Origin of the sequence: Clostridium tagluense, from assembly GCF_003865095.1 — a bacterium.
Classification (GTDB): Bacteria; Bacillota; Clostridia; order Clostridiales; family Clostridiaceae; genus Clostridium_AD; species Clostridium_AD tagluense.
The window spans coordinates 89,619-114,914 of sequence record NZ_BHYK01000015.1; the positions used below are offsets into that span (position 1 = coordinate 89,619).

General features: G+C 29.8%; 26 protein-coding genes and 1 riboswitch. Of the genes, 4 read left to right on the top strand and 22 right to left on the bottom strand.

The window, feature by feature from the left end:
- Positions 1–118: 118 nt before the first annotated feature.
- The 7 genes from Ctaglu_RS14040 to Ctaglu_RS14070 all read right to left on the bottom strand — a co-directional run bounded on the left by Ctaglu_RS14040 (position 119) and on the right by Ctaglu_RS14070 (position 7,321).
- Positions 119–640 carry an ECF transporter S component gene (locus tag Ctaglu_RS14040; RefSeq protein WP_125002729.1) on the bottom strand — a complete coding sequence of 174 codons (522 nt, stop codon included), beginning with the start codon at positions 638–640 and terminating at the stop codon, positions 119–121.
- 189 nt (positions 641–829) lie between these two features.
- Positions 830–2,362, bottom strand: a complete 1,533-nt coding sequence (ptsG, locus tag Ctaglu_RS14045; protein WP_207669480.1) for a glucose-specific PTS transporter subunit IIBC — start codon at positions 2,360–2,362, stop codon at positions 830–832.
- 198 nt (positions 2,363–2,560) lie between these two features.
- Positions 2,561–2,824, bottom strand: coding sequence for an EAL domain-containing protein (locus tag Ctaglu_RS14050; RefSeq protein ID WP_307720491.1), 264 nt, complete (start codon positions 2,822–2,824; stop codon positions 2,561–2,563).
- 144 nt (positions 2,825–2,968) lie between these two features.
- The gene (locus Ctaglu_RS14055; protein ID WP_125002733.1) at positions 2,969–3,988 is read right to left on the bottom strand and encodes a hypothetical protein; all 1,020 of its coding nucleotides are present in this window, start codon (positions 3,986–3,988) and stop codon (positions 2,969–2,971) included.
- A complete protein-coding gene (locus tag Ctaglu_RS14060; RefSeq protein WP_307720489.1) occupies positions 3,978–4,553 on the bottom strand; it encodes a sigma-70 family RNA polymerase sigma factor in 576 nt (191 codons plus the stop codon). The genes Ctaglu_RS14055 and Ctaglu_RS14060 overlap by 11 nt, the downstream gene beginning before the upstream one ends.
- A gap of 441 nt (positions 4,554–4,994) precedes the next feature.
- Complete coding sequence (thiI, locus tag Ctaglu_RS14065; RefSeq protein ID WP_125002735.1) at positions 4,995–6,137, bottom strand: tRNA uracil 4-sulfurtransferase ThiI; 1,143 nt, start codon at positions 6,135–6,137, stop codon at positions 4,995–4,997.
- A gap of 38 nt (positions 6,138–6,175) precedes the next feature.
- Positions 6,176–7,321 (bottom strand): cysteine desulfurase family protein, encoded by a 1,146-nt coding sequence (locus tag Ctaglu_RS14070; RefSeq protein ID WP_125002737.1) that lies wholly within the window; start codon positions 7,319–7,321, stop codon positions 6,176–6,178.
- A gap of 237 nt (positions 7,322–7,558) precedes the next feature.
- Here Ctaglu_RS14070 and Ctaglu_RS14075 point away from each other — a divergent pair, with 237 nt between their 5' ends.
- Together Ctaglu_RS14075 and Ctaglu_RS14080 are read left to right on the top strand one after the other, a co-directional pair.
- A complete protein-coding gene (locus tag Ctaglu_RS14075) occupies positions 7,559–8,611 on the top strand; it encodes an HD-GYP domain-containing protein (RefSeq protein ID WP_125002739.1) in 1,053 nt (350 codons plus the stop codon).
- Positions 8,612–8,678: 67 nt separating this feature from the next.
- On the top strand, positions 8,679–9,581 hold the full coding sequence (locus Ctaglu_RS14080) for a DMT family transporter (RefSeq protein WP_307720490.1): 903 nt from the start codon (positions 8,679–8,681) through the stop codon (positions 9,579–9,581).
- Between the two features lie 56 nt (positions 9,582–9,637).
- Here Ctaglu_RS14080 and Ctaglu_RS14085 read toward each other — a convergent pair whose 3' ends face one another.
- The 6 genes from Ctaglu_RS14085 to Ctaglu_RS14110 are packed head-to-tail and all read right to left on the bottom strand — an operon-like array spanning position 9,638 to position 12,820.
- The gene (locus Ctaglu_RS14085) at positions 9,638–10,234 is read right to left on the bottom strand and encodes a metallophosphoesterase family protein (RefSeq protein WP_233439790.1); all 597 of its coding nucleotides are present in this window, start codon (positions 10,232–10,234) and stop codon (positions 9,638–9,640) included.
- Between the two features lie 42 nt (positions 10,235–10,276).
- Positions 10,277–10,507 carry a hypothetical protein gene (locus Ctaglu_RS14090; protein WP_125002741.1) on the bottom strand — a complete coding sequence of 77 codons (231 nt, stop codon included), beginning with the start codon at positions 10,505–10,507 and terminating at the stop codon, positions 10,277–10,279.
- A complete protein-coding gene (locus tag Ctaglu_RS14095; RefSeq protein ID WP_125002745.1) occupies positions 10,497–11,231 on the bottom strand; it encodes a BMP family ABC transporter substrate-binding protein in 735 nt (244 codons plus the stop codon). The genes Ctaglu_RS14090 and Ctaglu_RS14095 overlap by 11 nt, the downstream gene beginning before the upstream one ends.
- Before the next feature lie 10 nt (positions 11,232–11,241).
- Entirely contained in the window at positions 11,242–11,451 is a 210-nt protein-coding gene (locus Ctaglu_RS14100; RefSeq protein ID WP_125002747.1) for a hypothetical protein, read from the bottom strand.
- A gap of 35 nt (positions 11,452–11,486) precedes the next feature.
- On the bottom strand, positions 11,487–12,365 hold the full coding sequence (locus Ctaglu_RS14105) for a PH domain-containing protein (protein WP_125002749.1): 879 nt from the start codon (positions 12,363–12,365) through the stop codon (positions 11,487–11,489).
- Complete coding sequence (locus Ctaglu_RS14110; RefSeq protein ID WP_185732718.1) at positions 12,362–12,820, bottom strand: PH domain-containing protein; 459 nt, start codon at positions 12,818–12,820, stop codon at positions 12,362–12,364. Before Ctaglu_RS14110 ends, Ctaglu_RS14105 begins: the two co-directional genes overlap by 4 nt.
- Positions 12,821–13,156: 336 nt before the next feature.
- Here Ctaglu_RS14110 and Ctaglu_RS14115 point away from each other — a divergent pair, with 336 nt between their 5' ends.
- Positions 13,157–13,597 carry a CBS domain-containing protein gene (locus Ctaglu_RS14115; protein WP_125002753.1) on the top strand — a complete coding sequence of 147 codons (441 nt, stop codon included), beginning with the start codon at positions 13,157–13,159 and terminating at the stop codon, positions 13,595–13,597.
- A 62-nt stretch (positions 13,598–13,659) separates the two neighbouring features.
- Here the strand turns inward: Ctaglu_RS14115 and nagB are convergent, their stop codons facing one another.
- The 4 genes from nagB to Ctaglu_RS14135 are packed head-to-tail and all read right to left on the bottom strand — an operon-like array spanning position 13,660 to position 17,276.
- A complete protein-coding gene (gene nagB, locus Ctaglu_RS14120) occupies positions 13,660–14,385 on the bottom strand; it encodes a glucosamine-6-phosphate deaminase (RefSeq protein ID WP_125002755.1) in 726 nt (241 codons plus the stop codon).
- A gap of 32 nt (positions 14,386–14,417) precedes the next feature.
- The gene (gene nagA / locus Ctaglu_RS14125; RefSeq protein ID WP_125002791.1) at positions 14,418–15,593 is read right to left on the bottom strand and encodes an N-acetylglucosamine-6-phosphate deacetylase; all 1,176 of its coding nucleotides are present in this window, start codon (positions 15,591–15,593) and stop codon (positions 14,418–14,420) included.
- 22 nt (positions 15,594–15,615) lie between these two features.
- Positions 15,616–16,491, bottom strand: coding sequence for an N-acetylmuramic acid 6-phosphate etherase (gene murQ / locus Ctaglu_RS14130; protein WP_125002756.1), 876 nt, complete (start codon positions 16,489–16,491; stop codon positions 15,616–15,618).
- A gap of 53 nt (positions 16,492–16,544) precedes the next feature.
- Entirely contained in the window at positions 16,545–17,276 is a 732-nt protein-coding gene (locus Ctaglu_RS14135; RefSeq protein WP_125002758.1) for a GntR family transcriptional regulator, read from the bottom strand.
- Between the two features lie 322 nt (positions 17,277–17,598).
- Between Ctaglu_RS14135 and glcT the strand changes: the two genes are divergently transcribed.
- The gene (gene glcT, locus Ctaglu_RS14140; RefSeq protein ID WP_125002760.1) at positions 17,599–18,447 is read left to right on the top strand and encodes a glucose PTS transporter transcription antiterminator GlcT; all 849 of its coding nucleotides are present in this window, start codon (positions 17,599–17,601) and stop codon (positions 18,445–18,447) included.
- A 100-nt stretch (positions 18,448–18,547) separates the two neighbouring features.
- On the opposite strand, the gene Ctaglu_RS14145 is transcribed toward glcT, so the two are convergent.
- From Ctaglu_RS14145 to Ctaglu_RS14165, 5 genes are all read right to left on the bottom strand, one after another.
- Positions 18,548–20,686, bottom strand: coding sequence for a heavy metal translocating P-type ATPase (locus Ctaglu_RS14145; protein WP_125002762.1), 2,139 nt, complete (start codon positions 20,684–20,686; stop codon positions 18,548–18,550).
- A gap of 55 nt (positions 20,687–20,741) precedes the next feature.
- On the bottom strand, positions 20,742–21,104 hold the full coding sequence (locus Ctaglu_RS14150; protein ID WP_125002763.1) for an ArsR/SmtB family transcription factor: 363 nt from the start codon (positions 21,102–21,104) through the stop codon (positions 20,742–20,744).
- Between the two features lie 209 nt (positions 21,105–21,313).
- Positions 21,314–22,174 carry a methyl-accepting chemotaxis protein gene (locus tag Ctaglu_RS26375; protein ID WP_125002765.1) on the bottom strand — a complete coding sequence of 287 codons (861 nt, stop codon included), beginning with the start codon at positions 22,172–22,174 and terminating at the stop codon, positions 21,314–21,316.
- A 95-nt stretch (positions 22,175–22,269) separates the two neighbouring features.
- Positions 22,270–23,022, bottom strand: a complete 753-nt coding sequence (surE, locus tag Ctaglu_RS14160) for a 5'/3'-nucleotidase SurE (RefSeq protein WP_125002767.1) — start codon at positions 23,020–23,022, stop codon at positions 22,270–22,272.
- A 269-nt stretch (positions 23,023–23,291) separates the two neighbouring features.
- On the bottom strand, positions 23,292–24,581 hold the full coding sequence (locus Ctaglu_RS14165) for a hypothetical protein (protein ID WP_125002769.1): 1,290 nt from the start codon (positions 24,579–24,581) through the stop codon (positions 23,292–23,294).
- Between the two features lie 450 nt (positions 24,582–25,031).
- Positions 25,032–25,129: riboswitch (glycine riboswitch) on the top strand.
- The last annotated feature ends 167 nt before the right edge of the window (positions 25,130–25,296 follow it).

Consider the following 25,296-nt stretch of genomic DNA (forward strand, 5'->3'; position numbering starts at 1 on the left):
AATTTCAATATCTATGATTATTCTAACAGAAATAAATTCTAAGGTAAAGTGGTATATTAATACATTTTTTTACATGACTTATTTATTAGTTCAGATATCAGAAAAAGTGTCCACATACCTACTTAGCTAAATGCAAGCCACTTCTTTCTAATATTGGTTTAATAACAATTGCTAAAGGTATAGCTATGGCAACTCCTAGTCCCGTTGTTATTAAAGATGATACCATTTTCACTACTGCAACCTTAAAGCCTACAAATACAAACCAGTTAACAATAAAATATCCAAGTAATGATACTACTCCACCAGCTATAAAACCAATAACGTTTTGTGTTATACTTCTGCCTTCTTTTCCTCTTGCAAAAGCAATGCTTCCTGCTGTATATCCCGTTAATCCTTTTATTATTAATGTAGGTAAAACCCAAGCTATATAAGCAGGATTTGTTGCATCAAATAATGCACATCCAATGCCTCCTGCAAAAGCTGCATCCTTACCAATTATAACTGCTGTAAGAAATATAACTGTTGTTCCTAAATGAACCATTGTGGGACTTCCACTTACATTTATAGGAATATGTAACCAAGTTCCTATAAAACATAATGCTGCAAAAAGCCCACAAAGTACTACTCTTTTAACTTTCATAAATTATCCCCCTCTTACCTGTTGTTGTAATTATTTACAATATTTATTATACTAGTAAACTTATATCAGTCAAATGTATGGGTACATCCTTTAATTTGCTTTTTAATATATAAAAAGCCATTAGATAAGTATCATACTTATCTAATGGCTTTTCATGTTAAAATCTATTAGCAGTTAAGGACATACATATTATTTATCTAAACCCTTAGCTATAACTTCTTTAATTTCTGTTTTTATATGCTCTGCTCTTGTTCCAAATATTGCTTGAACACTGTCTCCAACTTCAAGCACACCAGCAGCTCCTAATTTCTTAAGTTCCGCTTTATCAACATTTTTAGAATCCACAACACTTACACGTAAACGAGTAATGCAGGCATCTAAATTTGTGATATTTTCTTTTCCACCTAACGCTTTTAATACTGCTATTGCGTGTTCTTGACCTTTAAGATTAGTTTTTGAAGTACTTGCATCTTGCTGCTCATCTACTTCACGACCTGGGGTTTTAAGGTTCCATTTTCTTATAGCAAAACGGAATCCAAAGTAGTAAAGTGCTGCAAATACTAAACCTACAGGGATTACTAGCCACCAAGCTGTTCTATTTGGAATTACACCAAATAGTAAGTAATCTATAAGTCCACCTGAGAAAGTCATTCCTATTTTAACATTTAAAAGTTGCATTGTCATAAAGGATAATCCTGCAAATACACAATGAATTCCAAATAATACTGGTGCTACGAATAAGAATGAGAATTCAATTGGTTCTGTAATACCTGTTAAGAAAGAAGTTAAAGCTGCAGATATCATAATACCAGCTACAATTTTTTTCTTTTCAGGTTTTGCTTCATGAATCATTGCAAGTGCTGCTGCTGGAAGTCCAAACATCATAAATGGGAATTTACCAGCCATAAATGTACCTGCTGTAAACTTTACACCATCTTTTAACTGAGCCATAAATATGGCTTGATCTCCATTAACCACTTGACCAGCTTTGTTTATATACTCACCAAATTGATACCAAAATGGATTATAGAAAATATGATGTAATCCAAAAGGAATTAATGATCTTTCTATTACTCCAAATACAAAAGCTGATAATGTTGGATTAGCCTCAATCATACTTTTTGAAAATACATTTAAGCCATGTTGGATTGGAGGCCAAACGAAACTCATTGCAATACCTATTCCAATAGCCGTTACTGCTGTAACAATAGGTACAAATCTCTTACCTGAAAAGAACCCTAGATAAGAAGGTAATTCAATGTTATAATATTTTTTATATAATTGCGCCGCTACAATACCTATTATAATACCACCAAATACTCCCGTTTGAAGTGTTGGTATACCTAATACGCTTGCAAATTGTGGATGTGTTCTGTTTATGAGCTCTGGAGTAACTCCAGCAACAATACCTAGTGTTTTGTTCATTATTAAGAAACCAACTATTGCTGCAAGTCCTGCAACTCCTTCGCCCTCAGCGAGTCCTACTGCAACTCCTACTGCAAATAATAATGCAAGGTTACCAAAAATAACATCCCCTGATTGTTCCATGATTTTAGCTACCATTTGGAACCAACCAGCATTAAATATTGGAGCATTTACTAAGAACTGTTCACTTTGAAACATGTTACCAAATCCAAGTAGTAATCCTGCCGCTGGTAAAAGTGCTACCGGTAGCATTAAAGCTTTTCCTACCTTTTGTAAAACACCAAAAGCTTTTTTCATTTATATTCCCCTCTCCTTTGTGGCATGTTAGCAAAAATAAAAGGCATAAGCAAAGTCATATCAATAGCTTTAGCTATTAAACTATAATGACTTATGCTCATGCCTGATGATATCAGTAACACGCAAATTTAATTATTAAATTAATTTTCCACTGTAAACTTTTACATTTAATTACACATCATAATTAATATGTACATATTAATTACTTACTATATACATATTATCATGTATTATTACTTTTTTCAACATTTTTTTATGATTTTCTAAAATATTTTTTAATCTTCTTAATATTGTTATTATTCTTTCTATTAAGCTTTTAATTTCCTTGGCATGTATTTGTTTGCCAATCAAATACCCTTGAATTGCATAACTTTTTAATTCCTTTAAAATAATGAATTGCTCTATATCTTCAACACCTTCTATCACAACTTTTATATTTATACTTTGTGCCATTGCAATTATGGCTTTATAATTGCAATTTTTTGTGTACCTTCAGCAATGTTTATAATTAGCGACCTATCTATCTAAAGTGCATATAAAAAGGTTAACAAAATATCACTATATTTTATTAACCTTTTTACATATTCCAATATGCTTTATTTAATTTTAAAATACAATATAATATGCAATATTAATCAGTTCTGCCCATGGTGTATTTCCATCAATACTGTACTTTTTACCCTCCTTTTCCCAAAATAACTTAACATAAGGTAGTTCCTTATTATCAATGCTTGGTTGTAAAATATATTTAACTGAAATTTTATTTACATTTATAATCATAACATTTTCCTCTGCTACTTTTGATTCTAGACCACTATTTTTTATGTTTTTATACTCAGTTATCTTAAAGTACTGAGAATTATTGCTATAAATAATTTCATATAATTCGCATGAATCATCATATTTCTCTGGTATTAAAATCTTTTCCATTACAAAATCTTTAGGTATATAAACCGGAGTTTTTATACTTTCTCCAAAAATATTTTTTGCTTGCTGAAGAGATAGTGTTTTCATTTTAGTTTCTTCATTGAATTTAAAATCACTTTTCTTTTGTAATACTACAGATTTATCTTTATTATCCTCAACTATCAATTTTTCACTATCAACTATAACTTCATTTGTGGCAATAATAGTATCTTTTTCCTTTTTATCATCCGGCACTGCACTTTCTATTTTAAACGGTATTACAGGCTTCTCATTTAAAATAATTGTTTGTTTTTCCTGCTTCTCTTGGTTAGTATTCTTATTAACTACCTTTTTATTTTCTTCCACTATTTTACTAGGTTTGTCCTCAGTAATCTTATCTTCATTAATTTTAGTTTTATCTTTAATCATTACTGTATCTTCATATGGCTCTTTTAATATTTTAATTTCTTGATTTCTAGTATTCATAGTTATTTCTTCATTTTTCATTAAATTGTTTTTATTATATATAGGGTATATTATAAATCCCATAAATAAACAGGCTACCATGGTTAAAGTCATTGGAATAAAGGCTTTGTTTGTTGATCTTCTACTGTTTTTATCCAATTTTTCTAGTGTCTTTAACTTTAGTTCTTCACTTACTTTTATATCCTTTAATTCTATATTAAATATATCTCTTATTTCATCTAAATTATCCCTCATATCCAATCCTCCCAGTAACATTCTTTTTAAGTAATTCTCTACCTCTAAATAATCTAGTTCGTATTGTCCCTTCTGGAATCTTTAACATTTCACTAATTTCTCTAGTATTAAATTCCTCATAGTAATATAAAATAATTACTTCCTTATATTTGATAGATAAATTCATAACCTGGTGTAGTAATTCCCGTGACTCTATAGATTTGATTATAGTATCATCTAAGCTTTCAGCATCGTACTGCTCATTACAAATTTCACTGTCATAATCTCCATGGCTATTTAGGAGAACCCTCTTTATCCAAAAACTTTTAAAATAGTCTTTACACACATTGATTGTTATTTTCATAATCCAAGTTTTTTCACTACTATTACCTTTAAAGGAATCATATTTTTTAAATACTTTAATAAACACTTCTTGAAAAACATCCTCAGCCTTATTCCTATCCTTAACATATAGAAATGCTACTCTAAGAACATCATCTCCATAACAATTAATAAGCCGCTCTATTTCCTTGTGGATATCCTTTTTTTCTTCATTGTCCTTTTGAACTAAAAACGCAATAGGCACCTATATCCCTCCCATCCTAAATATTAGACGATAATAAAATGAATTTTGTTTCATTAATACTATAATAATTTCTTTTAAGTGAAAATAATAGCAATTTATATGAATTTCCATAAAAAAAAATAAGCCAACAAAAATGATAAATCATTTTTGTTGGCTTATTTTTTTAGTAAGATATTCGTTTTTTTATAAAATTGGGAATAAAACCAATATTCCTTTAGGATAATTGGCAGTTAAATATGTTTTGTTTTAACCTACTGTATTGCCCTTTTGATTCTTTTTCTGAGTTTTATCTTTTGTATCTTTAGAACCCGATTTCTTTTCTCCACCTTTTTTAGCCATGTTAATCACCTCTTTAATATATTTTAAAATCATATTTCTTCTAATATTATTTACACTTTATATGATTTAATACATATTATGAGTCTATTAACATGAATATATTTATTTATAAATTTCCATTTCACAAATAGCCTTTTCAACTAGTCCATCAATATCTAAAACTGATTCAGACTTAATTATCTCAATTAACCTTGGCTTTGTTTTTGGATGTTTAGGAACAAAAATTGTACAACAATCTTCATAAGGTAAAATAGAAGTTTCATAAGTTGCTATCTTTCTTGAAACATCCATAATATCTATTTTATCCATAGCCACTAGTGGCCTGAAAACTGGTCTATCAGAAACATCATCACTTACTACAAGGCCTTCCATAGTTTGACTAGCTACTTGACCTATGCTTTCTCCAGTAGTTACTGAATTTATTCCATATTTTTCAGCAAGAGCACAGGCAAGTCTCATCATAAATCTTCTCATAATTATTGTTAATTCATCTTCTCTGCACTTTTCTATAATTTGCATTTGAATTTCAGTAAAAGGTACTACATACAAAGTTAATTTCCCAGTGTATTCTTTTAGAATATCAGTTAATTGTTTTACCTTATCCTTTGCCCTTTCACTAGTATATGGATGGCTATGATAATAAACCGCATGCAGTTCTACACCACGCCTTGCCATCATATAACCTGCTACAGGTGAGTCTATACCTCCAGATAACATAAGCATAGTGCTACCATTCATTCCATAAGGTAACCCACCCACTGCCTTGATCCTCTTAGCATATATGTATGCCTTATTTCTTATTTCTACATTTATAGTACACTTAGGATTATGTACATCTACACTTACTCCTTCATTATTTTGTAATATATAAGCCCCTACTTTTCTACTTACTTCCAATGAATTCATACTAAAGCCTTTATTTGCTCTATTGGTTTGTACTTTAAAAGTCTTAGCGGGATCTTCTTCAAGTTCTATAAGTGCTTGCTTTTGAATTTCCTCAAGGGTTGCTTCAATTTCTGTAACAATGCAAATCTCCATTATTCCAAAAACATTTTTAACCTTTTCAATAATTTTCTCCATATGCTGCGAACATATAAACCATCTTCCTGAGTCCTCAACAAATTCGTACTCTATGTCTGTTAGTACGTTTTTTATATTATCTTTAAGTTTTTTTTCAAATTTACCTCTGTTTAGTCCCTTTAAAAAGATTTCTGGGGCATATTTTACTAAAATCAATTTTCTCATCTATTCGCTCTCCTCTTTTTCTTATATAGACTTAGCCTTTATCTTTTGTTTAGCTTTCTCAAAAATTTTAGTGATTTGTTAAGCTCACATATAACATAGTCTATTTGTTCTTTATTATTATCTTCTGAAAAACTAAATCGTATAGTTCCCTTTTGCTCCTCTAAACTTCTTCCAAGAGCCTTTAATACTTCACTATTTTTATTAGGGTTTTTAGCTGAACATGCTGAACCTGTAGACACATATATGCCCTTTTCTTCTAAGGAATGAAGAAGCACCTCCCCTTTGACACCAATAAATGATACATTTAGTATATAAGGTGTAAAACTATCTTCAAGCTTGCTATTAATTATAGCGCCATCTAGCTCAGACAATTTATCTATGAAATATTTCTTTATCTCTAAAACATTGTTAAAATTTACATGCTGATTTTTACACATAATTTTCACTGCGGTTCCAAATCCAACAATCCCAGCAAGATTTTCTGTACCTGACCTTAAATTTCTTTCTTGTCCTCCACCATTTATTAAGCTAATAGGTATGAGACCCTTCCGTACATATGCAAATCCAATTCCGCGAGGACCATGGATTTTATGTGCACTAGTAGATAATAAATCAATATTATATTTTTCTACATCAATAGGAATTTTCCCATAACTTTGCACTGCATCTACGTGAAATTTAGCTCTATTACTTTTTGTTTTAATTAATTTTCCTATAAGCTCAAGATCCTGTATAACCCCTACCTCGTTGTTAACATGCATTATACTAACAATTTGAGTATCGCGATTTATACTACTGCTGAGCTGCTCTATATCTATTCTACCACTTTCATCTACATCAATATATGTAACCTTTGTTCCTAAATCTTCTAATGCCTTAAATGTGTTTGCTACACTTGAATGCTCAATTTTAGTAGTTATTATATGAGACCCAGGTCTCACAAACCCCTTTATGAGAAAATTATTACTTTCGCTTCCTCCTGATGTAAATATTATTTCCTCGCTTATAGCATTTATACTACTGGCAATATTCACTCTTGTTTCCCTAAGTTTTTGCTCTGCCTTAAACCCTAAACTATGAGCTGAAGATGGGTTACCATAATAATTTCTCATAGTACTACATACATCCTCAATAACCTCTTCATAAGGCATAGTTGTTGCACTATTATCTAAGTATACTTCCATAATTCTATATCTCTCCTCTTCAAACATCCACTAAAATTACTCAATCAATTCTTAGTGTTTTGCTCTGATATAGTTAATTATAAATATTTTAATTATTATTGTCAATAAATAAAAAACATTCATTTGGGCTAATGTCAATTTCTATGGTAAAATAAATTTATCCAAATATATAATTTATCTACTGATATTTCATTAATTTCACTTAATTTATCAATTCATTTTAGAGGGAGTGCATCTATGAGACCAAAGGTTAAAAGTATAAGCATTTACGAGTTAAAGCCAAATATGATTTTAGCCGAAGATTTAATACTAAATGGCTTAAATTTACTTACAAAGGAAAGTGCATTAAATAGTTCCATAATTAAAAAAATACTAGATTTTTATCCATCAAACACTATATCTATTAATGATTTTGAACAAGCAATGGAGGAACCTATTTCGCAACGTTTAACCCAAACTGAAAAAGTACTAAATAATTTTTCAAATCGCATAGATAATTTTTTAAATAGTATAGATAATAATCCTGAGCTCGACTTAACAGAAATACGAGTTATGTCTAAAGAAATTTTAGATGATCTTAATGATTATGGCTCTATTTTAAAAAGTATATCAAGTTCTAGAAATATAGATGATTATCTTATACGCCATTGTGTAAATGTTGCATTTTTAAGTTCTATGCTAGGTAGATGGTTAAATTTACCTAATAGAGATTTAACACTTTTAACTTATAGTGCTTTTCTTCATGATATCGGTAAAACGAAAGTTAGCCCCAGTATATTAAATAAATCTTCAAAACTCACAAAATTAGAGTTTGACCAAATTAAAAAACATTCGGTTTACTCTTATGAATTTGTACGCAATATTCCTTATTTGGACGAGTCCGTGAGTTTAGGTGTTCTTATGCATCATGAACGTATAGACGGTTCTGGTTATCCCTTACATTTGAAAGAAGATAAAATTAGTGTTTTTGCAAAAATAATAGGAATTGCAGATATGTTTGATGCAATGACCGCGGATAAAGTTTATGGCAAAAAACAAAACCCCTTTGTTGCATTAGAAATTATGCAACATGATTGCATGGGTTTATTTGATTATAATTATCTCACTACCTTTATCACACAAATGTCAAACTACTACACTGGTGAAATGGTTAAGCTGAGTGATGGTTCTATAGGAAAGGTAATTAAAATAGACATAAATAATATTGCAAGGCCTCTCATTTCTATTGATTCAAATTTTATTGATTTAAGCATTGAAAAGAATATATTTATTACAGAACTTATAACCTAATCACAATAAACTTCTCATTTTTTAAAAATAAAAAGGCAAAGATGCCTCATATATTAAAGGAGTGCTAATGATGAAAAATACAGACAAAAAAAAGAGTATTCTCGCTGATATGTCTTTACTACTAGTTGCAATTGTTTGGGGTGGCGGATTTATAGCTGTAAAAGGTGCTTTAGATAGTGTTACACCTTTTTATATTATGGCAATGCGGTTTGGTATTTCTGCCATAATTATGCTCTTAGTTTTCAGAAAAAAAATTAAACATATTACTAAAAATCAGCTAGCGGTTGGAACTTTGGTTGGACTTCTCCTTTTTTTAGGCTTTGCTGCTCAAACTATTGGTATGAAATATACAACTGCTGGTAAAAATGCTTTTTTAACTGGAACTAATGTAGTTATTGTACCCTTTCTTTATTGGATAATTAGCAAAAGAAAGCCAGATTCTTATTCTTTAGCATCAGCTTTCCTATGTTTTATAGGAATAGGAATGCTCACCTTAGATGGAGGTATACACATCGGACTTGGAGACGGTTTGACTTTAATATGTGCAGTATTTTTTGCAGCTCATATAGTTTCTGTTGGGTTTTTTACGCAAAAAGTTGGTGCTATAACCCTTGTAATACTACAGTTAGGTTCCGCTGCAGTTTTCTCACTTATAGCTGCTTTAATCTATGAACCAGTACCAGCGCAAATGAATTCAGATACAATTTTTGCAATTGGTTATTTAGCAATTTTCAGTACAATGTTTGCATTCATTATACAAAATGTAGCACAGAAATATACCACCTCCACTCACGCTGCTATTATTTTATGTTTAGAATCAGTTTTCGGCTCTATTTTATCTGTTATAATGCTTAATGAAGTATTTACCTCAAAGATGGTCATAGGTTGTATAACTATATTTTTAGCAATTATAACAACAGAAACTAAATGGGATTTCTTAAAAACAAAGAAAATATCAGCTAGTAGTTAACTTAATTACATAAAAATATAGAAAACCTATGGGCAAAATCATTACCCATGGGTTTTCTATATTTCAACAATATGGTATTTAAATGCGTTTATAAGAGTAGTAGTGTTATAAATCATTTTCCTTTCACCTTTTGCATAATCCAAATGCTGATGACCGTAAAAAAAATATTTCGGAGAGTATTTATTTAAAATATCTATAAACACTTCAAAACCCTGATGACAAGGATCTTTTGCATCCCATATGCCTTTTGCTGGTGAATGAGTTACTAATATATCAAATCCTTTATTCTTCCATAAACTCAATTTTAATTTTGAAGCTCGTTTGCTCATTTCCTTTTGTGAATATTGAAAAGGGCCACTATTATAGTCGATAGATCCTCCAAGTCCTAGTATTCTAAGATTTTTATATACAAAAATCTTACCATCAATAGAGATACATCCAGCTGGTGGGGTTTTTAAGTAATTTACATCATGATTACCATTAACATAAAGCAGGGGTGCTTTAATCATATTAGCTATATATTCTAGATAATCTGCTTTTAAATCTCCACAGGATATTACCAGCTCAATTTCACTAAATCTTTCATAATCAAAGTGATCCGAAATATAACTATCTTCAATATCTGAAACTAATAATACTTTAACTTTAATCACCTACTCATCTTTTGAAATTCTATTCCTCCACAGGAAGTTCTCCTACCACATTATCCACAAAAAACTTACACGTTTAGATTCAGTACTAAATATACCTTTAAAACTACCATTTACAATATTTCTAAGTATTTTCTCATAAAACGCTCCTAAGTCCCATGTAATTAAACCATAGTTTACTTCAGGTATCCATTTTTCCTCCTTTTGGCTATATTCTAAGGAATATAAGCCAAAATCTCTGGAACCCTTACCTAAAGCTGTTAAATCATTTTGCATTATAAATATCTATATATCCTATAATATTTGATTTTGTGATTGTACCTGCAATAAGACCCATTAAAAATCTTGGTTCATGAGAGCGCCCAAAATAAGTGCTTACATTTCTAAAAGCTTTTACTGGAGAACAATTAAAAAACTTAATATTATCATATTTTAAAGCTGCTCTCAAAGTTATATTAAGGTAACATGATTTTCTCTTTGTTTCTATAAATTCATCTGAAATGCCATATATTTTTATATACTCTAGGAATGCATCCCCAGTGGTAATATTTAATTTATCTCCACCTAATTCATAAAATATGTTCCTAAAGGGTGAATAAACATTTTTTAAAAAATGCTTATATTTGTTTGAAAACAAGGTAAGCTTTGGATTATATTCATCCAAATACTTGCCAAGTTGAGTAAAACTACCTTGACAGGTAAACCAAATAGCATTTATCCCTGTGTTATTGTTAAAATCTAAAAATTCATAATATATTTTATTGTTTAAATCCATCTCGTCTCTTTTAGGAACTAGCCTAGTAATTTCTCCTTCTATTGCATAAGCATCTACATATTTTAATACACTTACCCTCTTATTTCCCTCCATAACATAAAACTCATTCATGTACTCATACATTTTTATAGTGTCATTTATTCCATCATTAATATGATGAGCATAGACTGCTTGCCATTTCGTAGAAAACTCACTGTCTTCTCCCGCTAGAGGAAGGAAATTCATTGCAAAATCTCTACTTCTTGTATAAAAGTAAGTTCCTAATATCTTTTTTAATGGAACACTTTTTATTCCTAAGGGAATTTCTGCTACTATGTCTAACTTTTTTTAAAATGCTATCTAAGGATGATATATGCCCTGATTTTCCTTTAGATATGTCCACATAATATCTAAGTTTAGCTAATTTACTAGCCTTTTTAAATTCTTCAACAGCTGAAAAATTCATCCCACTCACTCCTTAGGGTTTTGATAAATCTATCATCAACAAGAAATATTTTCACTAATATATCCAACCTTATATGATTTACATGCACCAGCTATAGTTACTTTATATTTAGCAATAGCTTTTCTCTTTTGCAAAACGTTTTGTTCTTTTTCAAAAGACTGAATACAATCCTTATGGATTATAACTGTTTTCCTATCTAGTTTTCTAAACCTCATAACAACAAAATGCTTACCATAATACAAACCATTGTCTTTAAATCTTATATTGTGCCAAAATAATAAAATAGGTATTAGTAAAAAACCATAGTATCCATAAGGAATAAAAATAGTTATTAGGCCTATTATCATAGCCTCTTTTAATAATCTAAATAATAAAAATCCATTTAAAGCTTTTTCTGGTGAATTCCTTAAGTCATAAGTTATATTCATTTCAGGTAAAATTTCTTCGAAAAATTTATTTAGCACTTTACTCTTGGCTATAGGACAAATCATTTTGCTTTTACCTTTGTTTTTTCCACAACCTATAGTTTCTACCTTTAATGAAAAATACCCTAAGGGCTTTTTAATAATCCCCTCTACTATTATTAAACTTTGAATTCCTTTTATTGGAATAACCATTTCCTTTTTATGAAATAATCCATAGGATAGTTTAATATCATTTGTGTCTCGTATAACTGTAAAATTATAATATTTTATTATAGTTACAACAACACATATTATCCATGAAACAAATAACATAATAAAAATCACTCTATCCTCAATCTTAAAGTAAACAGATACAATTATAAATAATAATACTAAGATACTACTATACATTGTTGCCATCATAAATAAATCTTTTAAAGGTGTAGTGAACTCTTTTGCGCATTCTTGTACTTGATTTTCATTTCCATCTTTATTATTTATTTCTCTCATATACTTCTCTCCTGAACAATTTTTGAAATACTAAGCTGTACTTTTTTTCCTGCTTCACTTTCCAAATAAGGGATTACATAATATCCCCCATCAGTATGCACAGTTAAATTTATAAGCCTATATTTTCTTAAAAAAACTCCTTGCTTCATATCAACGTACTTAACTCTTTTCATAGGAATAACTACATTTTTTTCATTGAATATTCCATATCTTAAAATGATTTTTTCCCTATCTATTTGATATCTATATTTTTCATATCTATATTTTGACATAATTAAAGAATTTATAAAGAAAACTAATGCTAATCCATACATACTACAAATTATCACATATTTCCATAAAATATTGAATTCTAAAGATATATTTAATGCCACAGCAATTGCTAAAAATATCCCAGTTGTTATTAATCCTTTTATTGTCCATATTTTTCGTGAATATGCTGAAATTTTTTTCATACTAACCTCCATACTCATGTTTTTTTCATTTTCCTATATATTATATTAAAATAGCATTACTTAGTTGCTTATTACTATTATACCTTATTGCTAATGCATATTTGATATTTAATATGTTATTTTAGTATTTTAGTCTAAAATTCATGTAAAGTCCATTATTAAATTTATTAATAATAAATAGTTATAAATCTTTTATAACTACTTTACAAATCATTCATTAAATAGCATAAATTTTAATAAATTATCCATCAATAAATAAAAAAAACATGCTATAATGAGATTGTAAGGTCACTGGTAAAATTGGTAAAATAAAAAAATTTAAAGGATGGGTAAAATATGAACATAGCTTTTTTTCTTACGCCTAAAAATGAAGTTATTTATGAAAAGCCAAGCTCTACAATGAGGCAAGCGTTAGAACGAATGGAATACCATAGGTATTCTGCTGTGCCCTTAGTAAATAAAAAAGGTAATTATGTAGGTACTTTAACAGAAGGTGATTTATTATGGAAACTAAAAAATACTCCAAATTTAAGTTTTAATGATACAAGTAAAATTTTAATTGAAGATATCCCAAGACACATCTGTAACACACCAGTATTAATTAATTCAGACATAGAGAGTTTAATATCCCTAGCAAAAGATCAAAACTTTGTTCCCGTTGTGGATGACAATAATATCTTTATAGGAATAATTAAAAGAAGTGATATAATAAGTTATTGTTTTAATTTATTATACGATAAAAATGAAATTAAAAGCTTTAAATTAATAGCAACATAAGATACATGCAAATAAACAAAATCCCTATACTAGCTTAACTAGCTAGTATAGGGATTTTATTTTTATAAAAGGCTGGCAGCTTCCTTGTCTAAAATTATTGTTACATCATTGTGTAGCTGAATAATAGACGCTGGTACTTTAGGACTTATTTTTCCATTAATAGCTTTTGCTATAGCTTCAGCCTTGCCTATTCCATTGGCAAGTAAAAGGATCTTCTTAGAATTCATTATTGTCTTTATTCCCATACTTATGGCTTTTACTGGCACATCCTCTATTGAATCAAAAAACCTAGAATTAGCTTCTATAGTTTGCACGTTAAGATTGACTAAATGCGTCTCTGCCTCAAAATTCACATCTGGCTCATTGAATCCTATATGGCCGTTTCCACCTATACCTAGCACTTGCATATCTATTCCAGAAGCTTGTTTTATTTTATCCTCATAGTCTGAGCATACAGCTTTAACATCTTTTGCCATGCCCCTTGGCACATTAATGTTTTCCATATTTATATTTATACTATTAAATAAATTAGCCATCATATAACTATAGTAACTTTGAGGATTTTCTCTATTAAGTCCATAATATTCGTCCAAATTAAAGGTTGTAACCTCTTTAAAATCTACTTCATTTTTATTATACAAAAGTATTAATTCCTTATACATCCCAAGTGGAGTATCTCCAGTCGCTAGTCCTAATATACTATCTGGCTTTAACATTATTTGACTTGCAATCATCATTGCAGCTTTTTTACTCATTTCTTCATAATTATCTACTACTATTATTCTCATATTTGCACCACCTCATAATAATACTCAAAATCTTACTTTTGAGTTTGGAACACTATTTCCCCTTCAACTATTGTTAAAAGCACATCTATATCTTCATTAAAAATTACTATATCTGCATCTAGTCCCACTTCTAAACTTCCCTTTTGATTATCCATATGAATAACCTTTGCTGGAACACTAGATGCCATTGCCACTGCCTCATAAATTTCTAAATTACTGTGACGCAGCATATTTTTCACAGCCTTATTTAAGGTTAATATACTACCAGCTAAAGTACCATTTTCAAGTTTTGCAGCTCCATTCTCAACTATTACCTTCTGGCCACCAAGCTCATACATCCCACACTTCATACAACCCGCTCTCATGGAATCTGTTATAAGTACAATTTTATCCTTTTGCTTTACATTTATAAGTATATTAAAAATTGCGGGATGAATATGTATCATATCCGCTATTAACTCACAGGTTATATCACTTGTAAAAATCCCACCTACAATACCTGGTTTTCTATGATTCAAGGGAGTCATAGCATTAAATGTATGGGTTGCATGGCTTATTCCACTGTCAATGGCCTTAAGTGTCTCTTCATAACTTGCATCTGAATGACCTATTGATAACGTGATTTTAGAATTACCTTTTATTTTTTTTATAAAACTATGCTCCTTATCTTTTTCTGGTGCAAGCGTTATAATTTTAATAATATCTAAATAATCCACTATAGTATCATAATTGGGTTCTATAATATTATCCGCCTTCTGAGCCCCTTTATACTTTTCATTTATAAATGGACCCTCCATATGTGCCCCTAAAATCTTTGCTCCTTGATTATCCTTGGACATTGCTTCTCTTATAGCGTCTAAAGCACAATATATGCTACCCAGCTCCATAGTCATTGTAGTTGGTAAATATGCTGTTACTCCATTTTTAGCTATTGTAGTACTTATAACTCTTAAGGCCTCAGCCGTACCATCCATGGTATCATATCCTCCGGAGCCGTGAATATGAATATCAATAAACCCAGGTGAAACATATTTTCCTTTAGCATCTATAACTTGTATTTCTTCCTTATACTCTTGTTTATAATCTTTCTTATAATTAAGGAACTCCTCCTTATTTATAATTTTTATGATCTGTTTTTCAAAAATTATAACATTATCATATATTACTCTATCTTTCATTATAAGTTTTCCATTAATTATAGCTTTAATTTTCATCACCCCTTCAAAATTATTATAATATAGCTAAGGCCTTAGCTACGTTTCCCTTAGTCTTATCTAAGGCTTCTTTTGCTTTTTCAACCGTCACATCACTTTTAATTTTAACAATGCACACCTTAGGATCATATTCACAGATTTCTAAAATTTCATTTACTTTGCTGTCATCCACACCTGTGGCAAGCTTCACTATTTCCCGTACCCGCTGTTTTAGTTTTTTATTAATAGGTCGTACATTAACCATTAAATTAGAATAAGTTTTACCCGTTTTAATCATGGCTACGGTACTTAACATATTTAAAACCATTTTTTGTGCAGTTCCTGCCTTCATTCTAGTAGATCCCAAAATAACCTCTGGTCCAACCTCTATATTTATGGCAACTTCACAAATGTCTTTAATTTTACCCTTTGAATTACATATAAGCGCTATAGTTTTGGAGCCCACTACCTTAGCATATTCCATGGCAGCTACCACATAAGGAGTATTGCCACTAGCAGTTATACCTACTAAAACATCTTTTTTATTTATATTTACCATTTTTAAATCATGGATAGCAAGTTCTGGATTATCCTCTGTATGTTCAAGCCATCCGCTTAAGGCTTCTACTCCACCAGAAATAATTCCCTGAACCATAGTATCGGGAGTTCCAAAGGTAGGAGGACATTCTGAGGCATCCATTACTCCTAATTTTCCACTTGTTCCACTTCCAATATAAAAAAGTCTCCCTCCCTCTTCAAAGCTTTGAATGATTAATTCTACTGATTTTTCTATGTTACTAAGCTCTTTTTCAATAGCTATAGCTACTTTTTTGTCCTCATCATTCACCTTTTTAAGAATTTCAAAGATGCTAAGTTTATCTAAATTTGATTCATCAACCTTATTTTTTTCCATAAGAAACCTCCTTGTATAACTCTTTAGATAGACAATAACCCAATTGCTTTCTCTTATTTTAAAATTATTTGATATTTATACTTATCACTTCTATATATAGCTTTAGTATATTCAATAGGAGTTTCATTTTCTAAATAAGTTGTTCGCCTAAATATTAATGCCAGTGCAGAATTTTCTTGATTTAGAAGCTTACTTTCATATTCATTTAGCATTGTGGGCTCAATGGTTTGTTTGGCTTTATCCGGGTAATGCCCATACTTTTCTCGAAAAATCGCATATAGTGATTTATTTTCAATAATATCTCTAGTCATTCCCTTAAATAAATAATATGGAAGCCATGCTGTTTCAATAGCTACTGGTTGATCATCACTAAATCTTAGCCTTATAATTTCAATGATTTTATTTTCCTCTTCAGGCATTTTAAGTTCAAGTTTGTATTTTTTTGTTGCCTCTACAACCTTAAAAGATAATAATTTAGTTTTTGATACAGCTCCATTTTCTTCCATTTGTTCAGTGAAACCTTTGAGCTGTGATATTTCTCGATTAACCTTTGCAATAGATACAAAAGTTCCTTTTCCCTGTTCTCTATAAACTAAGCCCTCATTTACTAAGGACATAATAGCCTTATTTACGGTCATTCTACTAACTCCTTGAATTTCACAAAGCTCCCTTTCTGTTGGAATTGCTTGTCCTGGCTTTAAAATTTCATTTTCTATCATTTCTTGTAGTATCTCTTTTATCTGATAATGAAGTGGTATAGGAATATCCTTTGAAATCTTTTTCAAATCTTTTTCCTCCTCAATTAGTAGTAAATTTTTGTATACATAAGCACAGTTGATATGTTATCATGTTGTTATGTTGTATATATCAATTATATTTCAAATCCATTTTTTTTACAACCTATTTAATTTAATAAATAAAATTTTAACGACATTTCAGAAGGAAAGTCTCCCATTTTTATAAGTGGGAGTTACAAACTATAATAAATAAAAAACTTCAGTGGGAATCTAAATCTCCTTCTGAAGTCGTTAATATTGCAGCACCGCAGGTGATGATTTAGTATTCTTATTATCTAATTTGAAGTAATACGGAGGGGGTATATTGTTTATGAATTTTCTTTTCAAAGCTGATTATACAATACAAAAGGTATTCAATAATAATGTTCTATTAGTTACACAAAAAAATAGTGAAAAAATACTCTTTGGAAAAGGCTTAGGTTTTGGTAAACATTTTGGTGATATACTTTCCTCAAAGACAGAAATAGATAAAATCTTTTCTTTGGATGATAAAACTAATTATCATAATTTTAAAGAACTTGTAACTACTGTGGATAATGAATTAATTGGTCTATGTGAAGAAATTATATTTATGATATCAAAAGAGCTTAATGAAGACTTAAATGAAAAAATACATATTTCACTTACAGACCATATTGCTTTTACCTTAAAAAGACTTAAACAAAATGATGAAATTATAAATCCATTTTTAGTAGAAACTGAAACACTATATAAAAGAGAATTCGAAATAGCTAAAAAAGCTGTCTCTATGCTTGAAAAGAAGCTGAATATAATAATTCCAGATGGAGAAATAGGCTTTATTACACTACACATTCATTCAGCTAGAAATAATGGAAAGTTATCAAATACTATAAAGTATGCTTTCTTATCTAATTCAATTATTGAATTAATAGAAGATAGTTTAGATTTAGAAATAGATACAGGATCAATTGACTATGCAAGATTTATAACTCATATTCGCTTTGCTATTGAACGACTAATTAACAATACCCCTATTAGGAATGAATTAATTGATGTTATCAAAAAACAATACAGTGATTCTTATACCTTAGCCCAAAAAGTTTGTAATCTTTTAGCATCAGAATTGCAGTTAAATGTGATGGAAGATGAAGTTGCATACATCGCTGTGCATATAGAAAAATTTAAACATGCCTCGTGACTATGAAGCAATAGAAAAAAGGTTAATAAGAACTTTCTGTTCTTATTAACCTTTTTTCTATCTTTAGCCTTATATCATCACCTAGTATACTTAAATATGGCTAAACCTTCATGGCCCTCATAGAATTTAGCACTGCAATTAGAGCAACTCCTACATCACCAAAAACAGCTTCCCACATTGTAGAAATCCCGAAAACTGCTAATATTAAAATAGCTATTTTTACACTTAGTGCAAATATAATATTTTGCATAACAATCCGCTTTGTTTTCCTCGCAATGACAATAGCTTCAGCAATTTTTGAAGGTTCATCAGTCATTATCACTATATCTGCAGCTTCTATTGCAGCATCCGAACCTACTCCACCCATTGCTATTCCTATATCTGCTCTTGCAAGCACCGGAGCATCATTAATGCCATCACCTACAAATACTATCTTTCCTTTAGATGATTTTTGCTTTTGAAGCATTTCTAACTTTTCAACCTTTCCATGTGGAAGTAGTTGCGAGTAAACTTCATCTACACCTAGGATTTTTCCAATACCCTCAGCTATATCTTTATTATCACCTGTAAGCATTACTATTTTCTTAATACCCATAGACTTTAAGCTAGCTATAGCGGAAATAGAATCTTCCTTTATCTCATCAGAAATTATAATACTACCTACATATTTCTTATCTATGGCTACATATATTATGGTTCCTACATTTTCAGCTTTATTATAAGAAATTTTCTCACTATCCATTAATTTCGAATTACCAGCTAGCACATATTTTCCTTTTACTTTAGCTCTAATACCCATGCCAGATATTTCTTCCACATCTTTAATATCTTCTTTACATACATCTTTGCCATAAGCTTTTAGTATAGAAGTTGCAATAGGATGGTTTGAATTGCTTTCTACAAAAGCTACATACTCTAATAATTCATTTTTGCTAATTCCCATTTCTTCATGTATTTCTGTAACCACAAATACTCCTTTAGTTAAAGTACCTGTTTTATCAAAAACCACCACCTCAACACTATTTAATGCCTCTAAGTAATTTCCACCTTTTACCAAGATGCCATTTTTAGATGCCCCACCTATTCCTCCAAAGAATCCAAGTGGAATAGATATCACGAGTGCACAAGGACAAGATACTACTAAAAATACTAATGCCCTATATATCCACTCAGAAAAAGTAGCACCAGATATTAAAAGAGGTGGAAGTACTGCAAGGATAATTGCACTTATAACTACAATTGGTGTGTAATACCTTGCAAATTTTGTTATAAAATTTTCAGTGGGTGCTTTTTTACTGCTAGCATTTTGTACTAAATCCAAAATTTTAGCCAAAGTTGACTCTCCAAATTCTTTCGCAACCTCTATAGTCAATAATCCATTTTTATTTATACATCCAGCTAAAATTTCATCACCGCTTTTAACTTGTCTTGGAACTGATTCGCCAGTTAATGCAGCTGTATCTACTAAGGACTTACCCTCTATTACCCTTCCATCTAAAGGTACTTTTTCTCCTGGCTTTACTATTATAATATCTCCAATGTGTACATCTTCCGGATCTACTTTAACAATTTCATCTTTAATCTTTTTATTTGCATAATCTGGCCTTATATCCATAAGTGCAGATATAGATTTTCTTGATTTATTTACAGCTGCTTCTTGAAAAAATTCTCCTATTTGGTAAAAAAGCATAACTCCTACGCCTTCTGGAAATTGTCCAATAGAAAACGCTCCCACAGTAGCCAGGGCCATTAAGAAGTTTTCATCAAACACCTCTCCTCTTAATATATTTTTTATAGCTACTATAAGGACTTCTCCACCGATTAATAAATAGCTTGTAAGAAATAACCAAAATTCAACCCAATAATCTAATTTAAATACAACTGCTATTATAAAAATTGCTATGCCTATAGAAACTGCCATAATTTTATTTTTATTATTTCCTTCTTCTACCTTGGTCTTGCTATGATTATGACCTTTTTCCTCATATTTAAATGTATTTTCTTTTTTTGGTATAAGCACAACATCCGGTTCTATCCTCTTAACTATTTTTTTTACTTCCTCTATAACAATTAATATTTTATCTTCGCTTTGAAACTTAATTACTAAGTTTTTACTAATAAAATTTATATTTGCATCAACTACCCCATCTATTTTTTTGCAATTAGCTTCAATTTTATTCGCACAATTAGCACAACCTAAACCTTCTAAAATGAATTCTCTTTTTATTATAGTCTCCATTTTCTCCCCCTCTTACAATTTTTTTTATGTATTTTTACTTTATAATAATAGAATATTATTTTAATTCTTTTATGTGTATAAGTCCCTGATCAAAAATTTGTTTAACATGTTCGTCATCCAAGGAATAGAACACAACCTTACCTTCGCGCCTATGTTTCACAAGTCTAGCATTTTTAAGTACACGAAGTTGATGTGAAATAGCTGATTGAGTCATATTAAGAAGAGCTGCTATATCACAAACACACATTTCAGTTTGGAATAGCACACAAAGAATTCTAATTCTTGTAGTATCACCAAAAACTTTAAAAAGTTCTGCTAAGTCATACAGTGTTTCTTCTTGTGGTATTGATTTTCTAACTTTTTCTACCACATCTTCATGTATAGTAGAACAAGTGCAAAACTCTATTTTTTTTACCATTTGCTTTCCTCCATTCATATGAACACATGAATTGTTATTCATATGTTATTATATTACATTTATTGATAATTGTCAAACATATTTTAGGTACGGTTAACAACTATTTAAACCAAAAGGTACAAGTTTTCATAAAAAACTTGTACCTTTTGAAATATCGTTAAAGGATAGATAATTGTTAACTGTCCCCATTGATTTCTTTTGATTTATTCCTATAATTTGCTTGCCATTTCAGCCAAAGTCTCTGCACTCTTATTCAATTCTTTTACAGAATGAATTATTTGAGTTAGTTCCTGTTCTTGTTTTTCAGCAGAAGTCATAGCAATACCAATAATCTTTTCTACTTTGCCTACTGAATCCTTAATACTTTTCAATATAGTATTTATTTCAGTTATAGATTGGGTACTAGATCCAGATAATTTTCTTATTTCAGATGCTACAACACCAAATCCTTTTCCAAGCTCACCTGCTCTAGATGCCTCTATTGCAGCATTTAACCCTAGAAGATTTGTTTGTTTTGCTATACCTTCGATAAATTTAATTATATCATCCGTATTATTGCATTGATCTGAAGTATTTTTTACTTCATCTACAACCTTAGTGTTTATTTCCCTAATATTTTGTATATCAGTATTAATTACATTTGCCACTTTTAATATAGATGCAGTTGCATTTGATAAGTCAACAGACATTTTAGTAATTTTAGTACTATTTACTAAATTTTTACCATAAGATATTGCACCTACCACTTTACCCTGCTCGTCCTTCAGTGGAATTGCAACTACTCTAATACTCATATTATTATAATCGTCAACTGTAAAAGCTTTCATTTTACCACTTTCCATAACTTCTCTTAGTGCTTCGCCCTTGGGAATTATCTTTCCTACTTGAGAATAAGCAGGCATATTTTTACTTTCAACAAACTTAACAAATCTTTGCTTATCTGTTAATGTAAAAGCAATCTCGTCCTCAAATAATGCAGGTAATTGATCTAATATTTCTATGAAACTAGTTATTATTATGTGTGTCTCACCTGTATTTTCAGTTTCTTTTGATAATAATTTATTGTTCACTTTTACCCCCGCTCAATATTTTAGTTTGATTTTTTCTTTCATAAAATAAAGTACAATTAATCAGTAATTTATCATAAGCTTGTATTTTTGTAAAATTAAAACCATTCACTTACATCATTTAATATTTTGAAATTAGTTAAATCATAATGAAGTGGTGTTACAGTCACATAACCCTCTTTAAAATATATTGTGTCGGAATCATCCTCATGAACATCTTTTAATTCACCTTTAATTTCATAATGAGTTTCATTATTTTTTCCTATAGTTTCTATATAAGTGTTGTCATAAAATCTGCTTCCAATTTTGCATACTTTAATTCCTTTTATTTCATTCTCCTTAAGTAGTGGAACATTTACATTTAATACAATATCACTTTTAATGTTATTCTCCTTAGCCTTAAGCAATATTTGTCTAGCATATACGGCTGCCATTTCATAACTTTCAATATTTTTATTAATCTGCATAGAAATAGCTATAGATGGCACTTTATGAATAGCTGCTTCAATAGCTGCAGAAACTGTACCAGAATATAGAACATCTGTACCTAAATTTAACCCTTTATTGATTCCTGATACTACCATATCTATTTTACCCTCAATAAGTTTATTTAGGGCAATTTTTACACAATCAGCAGGTGTTCCATCCACACTAAAAGCTTTTGATTTTAATCCTTCTAACACATTTTCTTTCACAATGAGTGGCCTTGAAAGTGTTATTGAATGTCCGCAAGCACTTCTTTCATTATCTGGTGCTACGATAATTACTTCATGATCTTTTTCCAGTTCTTTTGCTAGTGCATATATACCTTTTGCATTTATACCATCATCATTGGTAAGCAACAGTCTCATTTTTATTCCTCCCTTAATTCACTATGATTCTTTACAACTATTAATTTTTAACAGCTCATTTACTTAAGCTATTACAACTTATATTATACATATAATAACAATAGATATCTATGGCAAGTACTAATTTATATTTACACTTAATTATGAGCAATTACTAAAGAACTTTCAAATACAAAAAATACCTATAGCTCAAACACTTTTTGCAAAATGTCAACTCTATAGGTACCGATTTAAATCATCATCTGCATCTCTTCAATATTTTCACATCTTTATTGTTTTAATAAAACAATTTTTTCTGCAAATCCAATTGGTGGTAAACTTCTAGTTAATTTCCCACCATAATATGCTACAACTTTAGAATCTTTCTTAATATCATTTACTTCAAGTTTCGCACCTGTTTTAAAATCTACGATTTTAGTTTTTTCACTTATATTAAGAATAATATTATCAAAACCACTTTCCCCTAATCTTTCACCTTTTATCTCAATTCTATTCTCTTTTTTGTCTTCTGATGTGTAAATATTATATATATCACCAATTATACCCATTTCATTCTTTGGTTCACTAATAACTATTTTTTTAGCAACGCCTATTGGTGGTAAACTTTTAGAAAGCACACCATCATAGTAAACTTTCACATTTGTATCATTTTTAATTGCCTCCATTGTTAATTTATTACCACTCTTCTCGCTTATAATTTCAGTTTTAGAATTTATAATAAAGTTTATGTCAACATAAATATTATCTTTAGATTTTTCTCCCTTAACCAATACCATAATCTCATTTTTGATCCCTTGGACAATATTGATATCACTAATCAATCCAGTAGCTGTAGCACTTAAATCTTTATCCTTTTGGTTAGACAGTATAACAACTTTTTTAGGAGTTGCTATAGGTGGCATACTCATGGTAGTAATATTATAATAAGCTATAACTCTAGTTCCTTTTTTAATATCTTTATAGCTTACCACTTTACCAGTTTTACTATCTACAATTTCAGTTTTTTCATTTATGATAAGATTAGTATCTATTTCACCATTCATAAGTGCTGTGATTTCTTTATTTTCTTTCATTAAAGAAACATCAGTAATTATTCCATAGTTGCATGATTCAGATTCTTCCTGACCTTGCTCTACTATTATCATATTAGCAGTACTCATTGGTGGTATGCTGGCAGTAACCGCGGGTCCATAATAAGCTTTGACTTTTACTCCATCTTTAATGTCCGTTAAATTTAATTTTTTACCATCAGTTGCACTTATTATCTCAGTAGCATCATTTACATTTAGTATAAGCTTATCATTATTTGATTTATTGTTTTTTATAGTAAATCGAGATTTACTTTCAGATGCTTGTACATCTGAAACTATCCCCTCCGTGCTTGTGAAAAATATTTGTGCTTTCTTCTCACTTTGTGAATTCTTCTCAGCGACTGCTTGAATCTTTAAGCTAGTATCATTCTTCAGACTGCTCTTAGTATTTGCAGATGCTAACATAGAATTCCCACTTATAAAAACCCCTAACGTTAATATGGCTATTGTTTTCTTTGTGAATTTCATAATAATCCCTCCCACATTGTAATTTAAATATAAAATCTATTAATATCCCATACAAATTTATACTCTTTCACTTATTAGACGACACATACAAAAAAATGCTTCAGATTTTACTACAGATTTTCAAATACTGTTGTAGAAGATATTTAAAATTGTATGTTTTAGGGCATTTATATTTTACATCTTTAAACTATAAAATCAATAATCTAAAGTATTCCTTTTTAAAGAATAATATTCTAAAAAAATCTTATTGACTAAATTTAAATTTCCTATTAGAATAATATAGAAATAATAAAATTTATATCTATGGATGATAATTATTGGAGATATCCGCATTGGGTAACCGTAGAAGAAAAAAATAAATCTATGCTTATGGTTTATTTTGAAACTTTCAGGTATTAGGCATCTAAAAAACAGACTAATTACTGTTTTACTATGCCTTGTACAATAATTTGACATACCCCTGGAGAGACTACTTAAATGTGGCATCAACGGAGCAACTTAGATGATTATCTAAGGAAACTTTCAGATAAAAGGACAGGGAGTAAAAAGGCATTGTTTTTCTTGCCTTTTTACTCCCTGTTTTTATATGAGCTTTCACGGAAACTCATTAGCTCCTATGATTACTCATTTCTAGTATCATTAATTTTTGTTGATTCCCCCATTTTTTCTGCATAAAACACTTGACAAGTCTGTAAAAATTTGAAAAATACCTCCT